The organism is Dyadobacter sp. CY327 (assembly GCF_021390415.1).
GTDB classification, from domain to species: domain Bacteria; phylum Bacteroidota; class Bacteroidia; order Cytophagales; family Spirosomataceae; genus Dyadobacter; species Dyadobacter chenhuakuii.
On the sequence record NZ_JAJUXJ010000005.1, the window covers coordinates 123,486 to 136,152 of the forward strand.

Consider the following 12,667-nt stretch of genomic DNA (forward strand, 5'->3'; position numbering starts at 1 on the left):
GCCTGATTTTGTCGCCCCCGAGTAATTTAAGTATCTCAACCATTCATATTTCACATGCGTGCCGTTTTTTCAAGCTCATTCGCCGGATTCTTCTTACTTATTTTAATCAGCACCAATTCCACCCTTTTCGCCCAGAAAAACAAAACATACCCTCCATCCCCTTTCCCTGACCGTGTTATCCTGGGCTATAAGGGTGCCCCGGCAACTTCGCAGGCTGTGAACTGGCGGACGGATTCGACGGTTGCGAAGGGAATTGCGGCGATTCATGAGGCGGATCCTTCACCGGATTTTGTGCCAAATGCAAAGATTGTGAATGCGCTGACTCAGGCAGTTAAGTTGGATGGAAAGCTCGTGCATTATCATGAGGTGAATTTTACGGATTTGAAGCCTTCTACACAATATGTTTACCGCGTTGGCGATGGGGAGAATTGGAGTGAATGGTTTCATTTTACGACGGCTTCGGATAAAGATGAGCCAGTTTCCTTCCTTTATTTTGGAGATGCACAAACGGAAGTGCGCTCGCTATGGTCACGTGCCATTCGCGGGGCTTACTCGACACTGCCGAAAGCGGATTTTATGATACATGCGGGTGATTTGATCAACCGATCCAATGAAGATCACGAGTGGGGCGAGTGGTTTGAGGCAGGTGGCTGGATCAATGGCATGATTCCCAACCTTTCGACGCCCGGAAATCATGAATATTTTAAAGATACAGATCATGATTTGAAAGTCTCCAAGCATTGGCGTCCGCAATTTGCCTTGCCCGAAAATGGGCCGGAAGGAATGATTGAAACTGCATATTACATTGATTATCAAAATAACAGATTCATTTTCCTCAACTCCGAAGAAGCTGATAACAGCATTCGCGCGATGAACCGGCAAGCGGAATGGTTCGAGGAAGTTGTAAAAACCAATCCAAACCGCTGGACCGTTGTTGTACACCACCATCCCGTTTATTCCACCAAACAAGGCCGCAGTAACGACCGCTGGCGCAGGAAAATGGAGCCGCTTTATAAGAAATACAATGTCGATATCGTGCTGCAAGGGCACGATCACAGTTATGGTCGTGGCCTGAATATGCCCGTGGGCGAAAGCCGCCAGACACCGGATGGACCGATTTACGTCGTTTCCGTCAGCGGACCGAAAATGTACGACATTGGTTTGCAGGACTGGATGGACCGCGCGGCTTCCAACACGCAATTATATCAGGTAATCACCATCGATTCGGCCAAATTGGCCTTTAAAGCATTCACTGTCAATGGTGATCTGTACGATTCATTTGAGCTGAATAAAGATGATAAGGGCAAAAATACGCTCGTGGAATTAGAAGGCACATTGCAAATGAAGGAAAGACTGGAACTGCCGGAGCGTTATATGAAGACATTCAAAGAGGCTGATCTGAAGCATTATAACGAGCGGTTCCAGGAATACAAAAAGAGAAAAGCATTGAGGTGAGAGATTGGCATATTGATGTTTGCTAACCGGAATTTTGAAGCTATTTCTTGACAGCCCAGAAAATGGCATTCTTGAAAATAGTTTTATAAACAACACTTTCAAACAAAACCGGCGAATGTCCCATGAAGATGTAAACATTCTTCGCCTTCACTTTTGTATTAGACCAAATGACCGGATGGTCGCCCATTTTGACCTTTGAATCAGGCGAATAGGTGGATTCATCAACGCTCGCGAGCACATCCACATTTGGCCGCGGGCTTTTGTCATAAATGTACCACTCCTCCTTTTTAACCAAAAAAGACGCCGGAACGTCTTTCATAACCGGATGATTTCTCTTCTCAATATTCACAGTTCCTGCCGCAAAATCGGCAATGTAATTTTTGTAACGAATGCCGCCCATAAAATCTGAAAACCAAGGCCATATTTTATAACCATCAAACTCACCAAGTAATGTGGCATGATGAAACCCGATCCAGCCCCCTTTTCCTTCATTGATATATTTTTCAAACGCCGTGGAAGCTTCCGGTTTCCAGGCATAAGGAACATAATCGAGTTGAATAATTAATTGATAGTTAGCAAGATAGGCCTCGTTGATAGGATCTGTTTTATCAATGTAATCAATAGTAAAATTCTCCTTGGCAGCCAATGAATCCAGCCAGATCCGCGCCCGTTTCGAATATTCAATGTGATGTCCACCCGGCTCAGCCATGGCTAAAACCCTGAACTGCGCCTTTTTCGTTTGTGCAAAAGCTGCCGTGGATGCGACGAAAAGCAGGCACGCGATCAGATATGCGGGAAATTTCCCGTTGAAAATTTTCATGATTTAAAGGTGTTTAGGAATCAAAACCGTCCTTATTTCAAGACGGGCAATGAGATGCTGCTGCTGTATTGTGCGTTATGGTGAATCGTAATTTTTGATTTTTGAAAATCCGACTCATTGGCTTCAAAAATGTTCAAGAATTTCTGTGGGTTCCTGTCTACCAGCGGAAACCAGCTGCTCTGGATCTGCACCATAATGCGGTGGCCTTTTTTAAATGTGTGCGCCGTTTCGTTGAGCTTTACCGTCACTTTTTCCACTTTGTCTTTTGTAAAAGGCTCCGGTTTTGAAAAGCTGTTGCGAAATTTCCCACGAAGCACTTCTGCCCGCACCATTTGCTGGTAACCGCTCATATCCACTGCCTTATCACCCTCTTTAGCACCAGGAACCGAAGTGTTGGCGGGCCATACATCAATCACTTTTACAATAAAATCCGCGTCAGAGCCAGTTATCGAAACCATTAAATTGGCAATGATCTCGCCGGTTAATGTCACATCTGATGTCAAAAAATCTGTTTGAAAGCTAAGCACGTCCGGCCGTTTGGAGGCAAATCGCTGATCTTCGGCCATATATGCATTATTCCTGCGGCTGCCCGCCACGCTTGTGTAGGGAACCGGGTTGGCAGGATCGCTTTCATAAGCCGTTTCACCTTTTTTTGCATTTGGCTTAGCTGTTGTTAGTGAACCTTTTGCATTCAAATAATAGGGCGTCGGCTCACTATTCTTCGGTGGCCAGACATCATAATTTTTCCATTGATTTGAACCCGTTTCGTAAACCGTCACCTCGGGCTGATCAAAGCTGCCTTTTCCTTTGAGATAAAAATCAAAAAACTTCGTCTCAATCTCTTCCTGGAAATATTTGTTCAAATCGCCGCCAAAATCATATTGCGCAAACGACTTCCATTGCGGCGCAGCCCAGCCGCCATGCGTCCAGGGGCCCATCACGAGGCGATTATTGTTGCCCGGCGTCTGCTTTTCGATGGCCGCATAAGTCTTCAAGGCACCATATAAATCCTCCGCATCAAACCAGCCGCCAACAACGAGCACAGCAGGTTTAATGTTTTTCAAATGCTTCTTAATGTTCCGGCTTTCCCAAAATTCGTCATAAACGGGATGTGCCACCGTTTGCCGCCAAATGCTGTTGGGATCCGAAAAATAGGCGTCTGTATTGGCTTTTTTCAAAGGACCGAAGTCGAGAAAATATTTGTAGGCATCCTTATATTCCGCATTGAAAAACGACTTATAATTTTCACCATCCGCGCTTTTTGGACCATCGAAACCACTATAAAAACCGAAGTTATCCATCAGGAAAAATGCGCCATTGTGATAGCAGTCATCGCCGATAAACTCATCAGACATAGGCGCTTGCGGAGAAACAGCTTTCAATGCAGGGTGCGCATCGGGCAAGGCGGCAGAAGAATAAAACCCAGGGAAGGAAATGCCTGATTGACCCACCTTACCATTGTTTTTGGTGTTTTTCAAAAGCCATTCAATCGTGTCATATGTGTCGCTCGACTCGTCAACATCCTTATTGCCCGATTTCTTCTCAATGGCAGGCGTCATTTCCCGGAAGGTGCCTTCGCTTTTGTAACGGCCACGCGCATCCTGGTACACGAAAATGTATTTTTCACGCATTAAATAAACGTTCGGGCCGAGGCTGCGGCGATATTTATTCACGCCATAAGGCCGCACCGAATAAGGCGTCCGCTGCATGAGGATCGGGTAAGTCTGGGACGAATCCCTGGGCGCATAAATAGCCGTAAAAAGCTTCACGCCATCACGCATGGCGATGTATTGCTCAGTTTTAATGTAACTTTCACGGATCCAATTTGTATCGGGAACCGCCTGATTTTGAGCCTGACAAAAGCAGGTGGAAAGCAGCAAAATGAGCAGCAGAAAACGTTTATGCATGGCTGGCTGTTAATGATGAAAATATAGTGACCAAAAATACAGAAGAAAGTGTTTGTCAAACATAAAACTTTTTACCTTCCCGTATATTTGCATTTCCCCCGTCGATGATCCGAATTCTTAAAAAATCCCTTATGATATTATTTATTTTGCTGGCGTTGCTGGTCTTTGCCGGTTACATTTTTATGGAGCGGCCGCAGTTTGGCCGACAACCCTCCGGCACGCGTTTGGAGCTGATCAGAAAATCCCCGAATTATAAGGATGGTAAGTTTCAAAATGAGAGTTACACGCCTGATTTGGCAGAAGGTTCCAGTTATTCCAAAGTGCTCATCAAGTTCTTTTTTGGCAAAAGCAAATACAACATTCCGGGCGCAACCATTCCTTCCCAAAAGACTGATTTACTGCATTTAGATCCTGCTGAGAACGTTTTAGTATGGTTTGGACATTCTTCCTACTTCATGCAGATCGATGGGAAAACATTCCTAGTCGACCCTGTTTTCAGCGGCAGCGCCTCCCCCGTCCATTTCACAACGCCCAGCTTTAAAGGCACCGATGTGTATGATGTTGAGGATTTCCCGAACATAGATTACCTGATGATTTCGCACGATCACTGGGATCATTTGGATTATCCGACCATTTTAAAACTGAAAGCCAAGGTTAAAACAGTCATTACAGGCCTCGGCACAGGCGAACATTTCGAGCGTTGGGGTTATAAAACAAGCACGCTGATTGAAAAAGATTGGAACCAGGGCGCTGATCTGGGCGGCGGGTTCCGGGTTGACATTACGCCGGGAAGACACTTTTCAGGCCGCGGCCTAAGCCGTAACAAGGCACTTTGGGTCTCATTTGTACTGCAAACCCCAACAATGAAAATCTTCATCGGCGGCGACTCCGGCTATGACCAGCATTTCAAAAGAATCGGCGACAAATTCGGTCCATTCGACCTCGCCATACTCGAATGCGGCCAATACAACGAAGCCTGGAAATACATCCACATGATGCCCGAAGAAACCGTAACGGCAGCCCGCGAGCTGAAAGCTACCAAACTAATGCCCGTCCACTGGTCCAAATTCTCCCTCGCCCTTCACGACTGGAACGAACCCATCCAAAGAGCCTCAACCGAAGCAAAAAAACAAAACATACCGCTGATAACGCCCATGATCGGACAGAAAGTGAATTTGAAAGGGGACAATGTCTTCACGGAATGGTGGAAACAAGCCGCGCTACAACCGGAGGATTAACCAGCTCTGCCGCAGGGACAATATAGTTGTGAATGTTGTAATCAAGCCAGAACAACCTCTTTCAACTTCTCACCCAGATCATGAATAGCATCTTCTAATTTCTTTGCTTGCTGTTCAGAAGGGAATTTTGTTCCTGCGACATAGTGTCTTACTAATGATGGATTAAGGCCCGCTCGCTTTGCTAATGCCCCAACTTTGATGTCATCAAACAATACGAAAAATGCACTCAAATCGTAGGCATAATCGAATGTAAAATCGGATTTCTTAAGATTTTGCCAATCGGCATTTGATTTGCCTTCGTGTTGAATAAAGTCTTCAAGTAGATCTCTCAGATTGTCGGTAATCTCATCCACTGTGCTTCCGCTGGTGACAGGCAAATAGTCTGGCACATTCTCTATGCGTCCCCATAATTCATTATCGCCTTTTTCTATGATGATTGTCAGTTTCATGTTTCAATTATTTAAGGCCTGCTTGTTTCAAAATTTTCTTTAATGTCCCAATTGGGATATCCTTATGGCCGTGAAAAGCAACAGGGATTGTTTCGTCACTGGCTGGATGCTTAAAAATTCGATGACTTCCGCGGCTTCTGACTTCCATCCATCCACGCTGTTCCAGCAAGCGGATCAATTCTTTTGCATCCATTGTGTAGTGTGTTAAAAAAACAAAGGTCGCAAATTTGCGACCTTTGTCAAATATCTAGGTAATTTTTTTCGGGAACCACAATCTCATTGTGACATAGAAACTACTACGGCGCCTTCACCATTCACAAAATGCCTGATATTCTCCCTGCTAACATTCTTTTCCGCTTGCCACAGATCGTAATTTTTTTGCAAGTTCAACCATAGCTCAGCACTTGTATTGAACCCTTCGGAAAGCTTAACTGCCATTTCGGAACTTACTGACGCCTTTTGATTCAATATCGCTGAAAGCGTGCTTCTGCTAATCCCCAGCCCCGCAGCAATTTCAGTGATAGTAAAAGTCCTGCCCGACTCCTCGCGCAAACCTTCTATCATCCCCGCCAAAATCGCACCCGGATGAGACGGGCGCATTCCTCTCTTTAACATATGAATACTCTTAATGATAGTCAAGATAGTTTACATCAAACACATTTCCATCAACGAACCGAAAAATGATCCGATAGTTTCCGCTTACTCTTATTGAATAGAAGTCTTTGAATTCACCGGTTAATTTATGCAACCTGTATCCTGAAACGTTCAACTGCTCAATTGTGTCAGCCACGTCTAACAATTTCCCGAATTCGTTCCACCAGGTGTGGAGGCAATTTTGACGAGTTATCATCTTCAAATAGAAGACGTAAACCCTTATGCTGAATGCTTTCGATCATCTTAACACTGCCAAACCTTCAGACAAAATCCTAAAGTCAACAATGCTGTGCACATCTTAGTAGTTTCTGTTTTCATATTATCTAGTGTGTTTATTCGGTAATATCGTCATTCGTTTTGTAATCTCTTAACCTCCCTCTCCAACTCCCGAATCCTATCCTCCTGCCGCAGAGCCTTCCGCTGCAATTCGATGAACTCGTCTTTGGTGATTGTTATTTGATTTGATAATTCGGATTGTTTTGTAAAGATTGGTTCTTCACCACCTTCTCCAAATAACAGCCAATAAGGGTTTACCTCAAATGCCTTTATAATGTCCGCAATAGCATTAGCAGTTAAATTACCCGTCCCCTTTTCTATCCTATTATAAGTTGCTTGCGGAACATTAGCCTTTTTGGCAAACTGAACCGCATTGATTTTTAAATCTTCCCGAAGCTTTTTAACCCTGTCAACCAATGACATTTATTGATTTGATTATAAATATAATCGCATTGATAAACTTATTATATCAAATTGACTATATTTGTGAAACACCATCTGTTAAACGCAAATTACACATATTATGGAAATGGAAACAATTACCAAGCGCTTGCCAGCGATGACAATCAAGCAACGATTACTTATTCGATTTCGTAAGGCCAAGGAAATGGCTGGACCGAAATGGAAAGACAAGCTTGCTAGCCATGATGCGTTTTTCGATACGCGAACCGGAGAAGGCTATATGCGTTCTGTTGCCCAGGCCCTTTCAGATCCGAGGCGTGGTGATGTAGACAGGATCGAATGTGTCACTTTGGCGTTGGAGGAAATTATGGGGATTGTTAATGTGCATATTTGATTGATCGTCCAGATTAGCAGTTTGGGACAAGCCTACTTCTCTGACCATTCCAAACCCAAGCAATATAACAACAAAAAAACCGCCCTAAAATAGGACGGTTTTTGAAGTTTCTGAAAGCGCATTCCGCGCGGTTATGTGACCCATAGGGGAATCGAACCCCTGTTTCAACCGTGAAAGGGTCGTGTCCTAACCGCTAGACGAATGGGCCGACTGGTCTCCTACTTCGCGCGTTTTTTAAGCACTTTCTTTCACTTTTCGTTTCCGTTTTCCGAAATCGTGGTGCAAAGATGCACGACCGGTTTTTAAATTCCAAACTTACAGGAGAAATAAAACGAAGTTATTTTACACTGTCCTGATTTCCAGAACATTCAATCCAAAACTTTTTTTTATTCAATATCCCATGCCGTTAAATTGAGGTAACTTTCTAATTTTGGAATCCTCGTTTTCCATTTCATTTCCTTCAATATATGTTAAAACGTTTCTGCTGGTCATTGCTGCTGCTTTTTTCCCAATTCGCAGTGGCGCAAAATAAAACGCCGGACGAATTCCTGGGTTTCCCGCTCGGCTCCAAGTTCGCATTTCATCACCAGATCGTTGATTACATTAAGTTATTGCAATCGCAAAATGCGGACCGGGTGAAAATCGTCCAATATGGCAGCAGCAACGAAGGCAGGCCGTTGATGGTGGCGTTTATTTCCTCGCCGGAGAACCTTGCGAATCTGGAAAAGATCCGCACAAACCATTTAAAGAGCATTAAACTCCTGGATGGCAAACCGGATGCCGCCACGCCTCCGATCGTTTGGATGAGTTATAATGTGCATGGAAATGAGTCGGTTTCGGCGAATACGAGCATGAAAGTGGTTTATGAGCTGCTGAATAAACAGAATACGCTGACACAGGATTTTCTGAAAAATATGGTCGTGATGATCGATCCTTGCATTAATCCGGATGGGTATGACCGCTATTCGCAATGGTATAACCGCGTGCAGAATGCGACACCGGATGTGACGCCATTTGGGCTGGAACATGACGAACCTTGGCCTGGCGGTCGTTTTAACCACTATTTGTTTGACCTCAACCGCGATTGGGCGTGGCAAACGCAGAAGGAAACGAAGGAACGCATTGCGCTTTACAATCAATGGATGCCGCACTTCCACGCCGATTTCCATGAAATGGGCCACACCAGAAGTTACTATTTCCCTCCTGCTGCCCGTCCATTTCACAAGGACGTAACTGCCTGGCAGAGGCAGTTTAATGATTTGATCGGGGAATATTGCCGCAAATATTTTGATAAAAACAACTGGGCCTATTTCACCCGATATAATTACGATCTCTTTTACCCAAGTTATGGCGACACCTGGCCTACGGTCAATGGCGCAATTGGCGTGACTTATGAGCAAGGCGGCGGAGGAAGGGCCGGTTTAGGCATTGAGCGCAAAGATGAACATGATACATTGACGCTCGCCAGCCGCATTTCCCATCATTATGCGACGAGTCTGGCCACGTTGGAAGCGGTGCTTTCACAAAAGGAACGTATTGTTTCTGAGATGATTAAGTTTCATGAAGATGCCGTAAATGCGCCTGCAGGTTCTTTCAAAACCTACATTGTGAAGGCCAAAGGAAACGAAGAGCGGATTCGTTCTTTCAGCGAATGGATGACGCGCCAGGGCTTTGTTTATGGCATTGCTGGTAAATCTGCATCCACAAAAGGCACGGAGTTGACGACATTGAGCGAGCAGCCCGTAAAAATTGAGAATAATGATTTGCTGATCAGCGCTTATCAGCCTAAATCGAACTTGCTAAGGATTCTCTTTGAGCCCAAACCGGTGCTGGAAGACTCTGTGACTTACGATGTTACGAGCTGGGGACTTGCTTATTTGTATGGTTTGAAAGCTTATGGATTGAAGGAAAAACTGGCTCCGGCAGCGTATCAGTCAGAGAAAATTGAAAATCCGATTCCGTCGACTCCACCTTACGCTTATCTGGCCCAATGGTCTGAGGTTGAGCACGCTGCGTTTCTTGCAGAGTTGCTGAAGAATGGAATTTTGGTCAAAAGCTCGAATATTCCGTTTGAGATGAATAAGTCGAATTTTGAGGCTGGCACATTGATTATTCCTAAAAAAGGAAACGAAAACCTGACTTTTGATAAACTGGTCACTTCTATTGCAAACAAACATTTTGTAAAGCTTACGCCTGTGCAGACGGGTTATGTGAGCAGCGGCGCTGATTTTGGAAGCGATTACATTGTGTCGCTTAAAGCGCCAAAGGTCGTTGCTGTGACGGGTGAAGGCATTAGTCCGACTGCTGTCGGCGCTGTGTGGCATTATTTCGAGCAGCAGATCGGTTATCCGGTGACGATGGTGAATGGTTCGCGGCTTTCCACATTGCCCTGGAATGAGATCGATGTGCTGATCCTTCCTGACGGCCGTTATAGTGACATTATCAATGACAAACAGCTGGAAGCATTACAAAACTGGATCCGGAATGGTGGAAAACTCATTGCTATGGAGCGCGCAACTGATGTTTTTGTTGGGAAATCGGGTTTTAATCTGACCAAAAAAATGTCGGACAGAAAGAAAGATTCCGACACATTTAAAAAATACGGCGATCAGGAAAGAGAAGACGCTGGCGACACTTCGCCGGGCAGCATGTTCCAGGTGACGATGGACACAACGCATCCGCTGGCATTCGGCTGCGGAAAGGAATATTTCACCCTCGTGCGGGACGCCTACGAAATGGATTACCTGAAAGACGGCTGGAATGTGGGTTACCTCACCGAAACGGGCTACAAAGCAGGTTTTGTAGGCAACAAAATGACTGGAAAGCTCAAAAACACATTGGTCATGGGCGTGCAGGACATGGGCCGCGGCCACGTGGTTTACCTCATGGACGACCCCGTTTTCCGCTCCATGCTGTATAGCGGGAAGATTCTGTTTAGCAATGCGGTGTTTAGGTAATTAGAAATAGCGAACCGCCAGTTCATAACCCCGAAGCCCCAGCCCACAAATCATCCCCTTACAACGCGACGTCAAATAGCTGTGGTGACGAAAGGACTCCCGGGCGTGGATGTTGGAAATGTGGACTTCTACGGCTGGTGTGGTTACGGCGGAAAGGGCATCTGCCAGTGCGATGGATGTGTGCGTGTAGCCGCCAGCATTGATCACGATGCCGTCGAATGTGAAACCGACTTCGTGGATTTTATCTATTAATTCTCCTTCGTGATTGGATTGAAAATAATGCAGTTCAATGTCCGGAAAAAGACCTTTCAGTGTTTCGAAATAATCCTCAAATGATTGGTTACCATAAACGCCGGGTTCGCGTTTGCCTAAAAGATTCAAATTAGGGCCGTTCAGGATCAGGATCTTTTTCATTCAATAATCAGATTAACAGTTCTTCTATGTGGCAAAGCTACATCAAACATTTTAAAAATTATCTTCGGCTGGAACGCTCACTATCGGGCAATTCAGTGGAGGCTTATGTGCGGGATGTTGAGAAACTGGAAGAATATCTTGAATTGGCAAAAATCGATTTGCCCCCTGCGAAGATTACGGAGGAACATTTAGCGGCTTTTCTGAAATATCTGTCCGAGCTCGGCCTGGCGGCACATTCTCAGGCGAGGATGCTTTCGGGCATTAAAGCTTTTTTCAAATATTTATTATTGGAAAATGAGATTACAGAAGATCCAACCGAACTTTTAGAGTCCCCTCGCCTGCCTCGCAAACTGCCCGACGTGCTTTCCTATGAAGAAATTGAAACAATGCTTTCCGCGATCGACCATTCTACGCCGGAAGGAACGCGAAATCGGGCGATCATTGAAGTGTTGTACAGTTCGGGGTTACGAGTTTCAGAATTGACTGGCTTGCAGCTTACACATTGTTACTTCGACATTGGCTTTCTGCGGATTTTAGGAAAAGGCGATAAGGTAAGACTGGTCCCGATTGGCAAAGAAGCCATTAAATACACCCAGATTTACCTCGAACACGTCCGTAATGACATTGCACCGGCCAAGGATGCAGAGGACATTGTTTTCCTGAACAGAAGAGGCGGTCAGCTTTCTCGTGTGATGATTTTTATAATGATCAAGGACATTGTGGAAAAGGCAGGAATCCACAAAAATGTGAGCCCGCACACATTCCGGCATTCATTTGCGACACATTTGATCGAAGGTGGCGCGAGCTTGCGCGCAGTGCAGGAAATGCTTGGGCATGAGTCAATTACGACCACGGAAATCTATACGCACCTGGATCGCGATTATCTCCGGCAGGTTATTACGGAATTTCACCCGCGGGGTTGATTACTTCACTTCTTCCAGCAGCGAATCCAATAAAAGCGAATCAGCGTCCGGCGTGGCGCCTGGTAATGCGCGGTTCAGTTGCTTGGGCTTGTTCCAGGGAGCGGTTGTACGGCTCGACATGTCGTAGGAAATGTATACGAAAAGCGCAATAAAAAAGACGGTTATGGCAATGAAAATGCTGCGGTTCTTGTTTGGTTTGTCCATTTTACTCAGCTTCGCTCACTTGTTTTGGTGTTTTGTATAAAGTCAGCTGCCCGGTCTTTGCCGAAAGCTCTTCCCATTTGAGCCCTTCAAATTCAATGATGGCAACGCTTCCTTTCTTCATCGAACCTAAATCTGCTCCCGACACATATTCCGCAAAATGGCTGATATCAGGATTATGGCCAAATAGCATCAGCTTTGAAAAGCTTTCCGAAACAGAATTCACTGCGTTTAAATAAGCTTTCGGCCCGCCATCGTAAAGGTCTCTGTCAGAGATCAGCTGATCCGCATTCAAGCCCAACTTTTCCGCGATAATTTCGGCAGTCTGATAAGCTCTGGGAGCCGGACTTGACACAAAAATATCAGCACTAATATTAGCCGTGGCAAGCCATTCTCCCATCGTCGCTGACTCGACCAGTCCCTTGTCATTAAGTTTTCTGTCAAAATCCTTGATCAAAAAACTATGGTCCTCAGCGGTGGCGTGGCGAACGAGAATAAGCGTCTTTTTCATTTTTCTTTTTTTTCCAAAATTACAGATATCCTGCATTTAAACCACTTTGCAGGGACACGAAAATCA

The 12,667-nt window shown here is 45.1% G+C and carries 15 protein-coding genes and 1 tRNA gene; 5 read left to right on the forward strand and 11 right to left on the reverse strand.

Going from position 1 to position 12,667, the window contains the following annotated elements:
- Positions 1-54 precede the first annotated feature (54 nt).
- Entirely contained in the window at positions 55-1,455 is a 1,401-nt protein-coding gene (locus LZG74_RS14035) for an FN3 domain-containing metallophosphoesterase family protein (RefSeq protein WP_233797194.1), read from the forward strand.
- A gap of 40 nt (positions 1,456-1,495) precedes the next feature.
- Here the strand turns inward: LZG74_RS14035 and LZG74_RS14040 are convergent, their stop codons facing one another.
- Positions 1,496-2,275, reverse strand: a complete 780-nt coding sequence (locus LZG74_RS14040; RefSeq protein WP_233797195.1) for a ThuA domain-containing protein — start codon at positions 2,273-2,275, stop codon at positions 1,496-1,498.
- A gap of 32 nt (positions 2,276-2,307) precedes the next feature.
- Positions 2,308-4,182 carry a CocE/NonD family hydrolase gene (locus tag LZG74_RS14045; RefSeq protein ID WP_233797196.1) on the reverse strand — a complete coding sequence of 625 codons (1,875 nt, stop codon included), beginning with the start codon at positions 4,180-4,182 and terminating at the stop codon, positions 2,308-2,310.
- A 131-nt stretch (positions 4,183-4,313) separates the two neighbouring features.
- Between LZG74_RS14045 and LZG74_RS14050 the strand changes: the two genes are divergently transcribed.
- Positions 4,314-5,420, forward strand: coding sequence for an MBL fold metallo-hydrolase (locus LZG74_RS14050; RefSeq protein ID WP_233797197.1), 1,107 nt, complete (start codon positions 4,314-4,316; stop codon positions 5,418-5,420).
- A 41-nt stretch (positions 5,421-5,461) separates the two neighbouring features.
- Here LZG74_RS14050 and LZG74_RS14055 read toward each other — a convergent pair whose 3' ends face one another.
- The 5 genes from LZG74_RS14055 to LZG74_RS14075 form a co-directional block, all read right to left on the reverse strand.
- Positions 5,462-5,869 (reverse strand): helix-turn-helix transcriptional regulator, encoded by a 408-nt coding sequence (locus tag LZG74_RS14055; protein WP_233797198.1) that lies wholly within the window; start codon positions 5,867-5,869, stop codon positions 5,462-5,464.
- Between the two features lie 7 nt (positions 5,870-5,876).
- Positions 5,877-6,062 (reverse strand): type II toxin-antitoxin system HicA family toxin, encoded by a 186-nt coding sequence (locus tag LZG74_RS14060; protein WP_233797199.1) that lies wholly within the window; start codon positions 6,060-6,062, stop codon positions 5,877-5,879.
- 83 nt (positions 6,063-6,145) lie between these two features.
- The gene (locus LZG74_RS14065) at positions 6,146-6,484 is read right to left on the reverse strand and encodes a HigA family addiction module antitoxin (RefSeq protein ID WP_233797200.1); all 339 of its coding nucleotides are present in this window, start codon (positions 6,482-6,484) and stop codon (positions 6,146-6,148) included.
- A 10-nt stretch (positions 6,485-6,494) separates the two neighbouring features.
- On the reverse strand, positions 6,495-6,719 hold the full coding sequence (locus LZG74_RS14070; protein ID WP_233797201.1) for a type II toxin-antitoxin system RelE/ParE family toxin: 225 nt from the start codon (positions 6,717-6,719) through the stop codon (positions 6,495-6,497).
- A 152-nt stretch (positions 6,720-6,871) separates the two neighbouring features.
- Positions 6,872-7,222, reverse strand: a complete 351-nt coding sequence (locus LZG74_RS14075) for a helix-turn-helix domain-containing protein (protein ID WP_233797202.1) — start codon at positions 7,220-7,222, stop codon at positions 6,872-6,874.
- A 100-nt stretch (positions 7,223-7,322) separates the two neighbouring features.
- Here LZG74_RS14075 and LZG74_RS14080 point away from each other — a divergent pair, with 100 nt between their 5' ends.
- Positions 7,323-7,595, forward strand: a complete 273-nt coding sequence (locus LZG74_RS14080) for a hypothetical protein (RefSeq protein WP_233797203.1) — start codon at positions 7,323-7,325, stop codon at positions 7,593-7,595.
- Between the two features lie 136 nt (positions 7,596-7,731).
- Here the strand turns inward: LZG74_RS14080 and LZG74_RS14085 are convergent.
- Positions 7,732-7,803 (reverse strand) — tRNA-Glu (locus tag LZG74_RS14085).
- Between the two features lie 259 nt (positions 7,804-8,062).
- On the opposite strand from LZG74_RS14085, the gene LZG74_RS14090 reads away from it, so the two are divergent.
- A complete protein-coding gene (locus tag LZG74_RS14090) occupies positions 8,063-10,552 on the forward strand; it encodes a M14 family zinc carboxypeptidase (protein ID WP_233797204.1) in 2,490 nt (829 codons plus the stop codon).
- Here LZG74_RS14090 and aroQ read toward each other — a convergent pair whose 3' ends face one another.
- Positions 10,553-10,966 carry a type II 3-dehydroquinate dehydratase gene (aroQ, locus tag LZG74_RS14095; protein WP_233797205.1) on the reverse strand — a complete coding sequence of 138 codons (414 nt, stop codon included), beginning with the start codon at positions 10,964-10,966 and terminating at the stop codon, positions 10,553-10,555.
- 26 nt (positions 10,967-10,992) lie between these two features.
- On the opposite strand from aroQ, the gene xerD reads away from it, so the two are divergent.
- Positions 10,993-11,889, forward strand: a complete 897-nt coding sequence (gene xerD / locus LZG74_RS14100) for a site-specific tyrosine recombinase XerD (RefSeq protein WP_233797206.1) — start codon at positions 10,993-10,995, stop codon at positions 11,887-11,889.
- Here xerD and LZG74_RS14105 read toward each other — a convergent pair whose 3' ends face one another.
- Both LZG74_RS14105 and LZG74_RS14110 read right to left on the reverse strand, forming a co-directional pair.
- Positions 11,890-12,093, reverse strand: coding sequence for a hypothetical protein (locus LZG74_RS14105; protein WP_035360193.1), 204 nt, complete (start codon positions 12,091-12,093; stop codon positions 11,890-11,892).
- Between the two features lies 1 nt (position 12,094).
- Entirely contained in the window at positions 12,095-12,601 is a 507-nt protein-coding gene (locus tag LZG74_RS14110) for a histidine phosphatase family protein (RefSeq protein WP_233797207.1), read from the reverse strand.
- Positions 12,602-12,667: the final 66 nt, after the last annotated feature.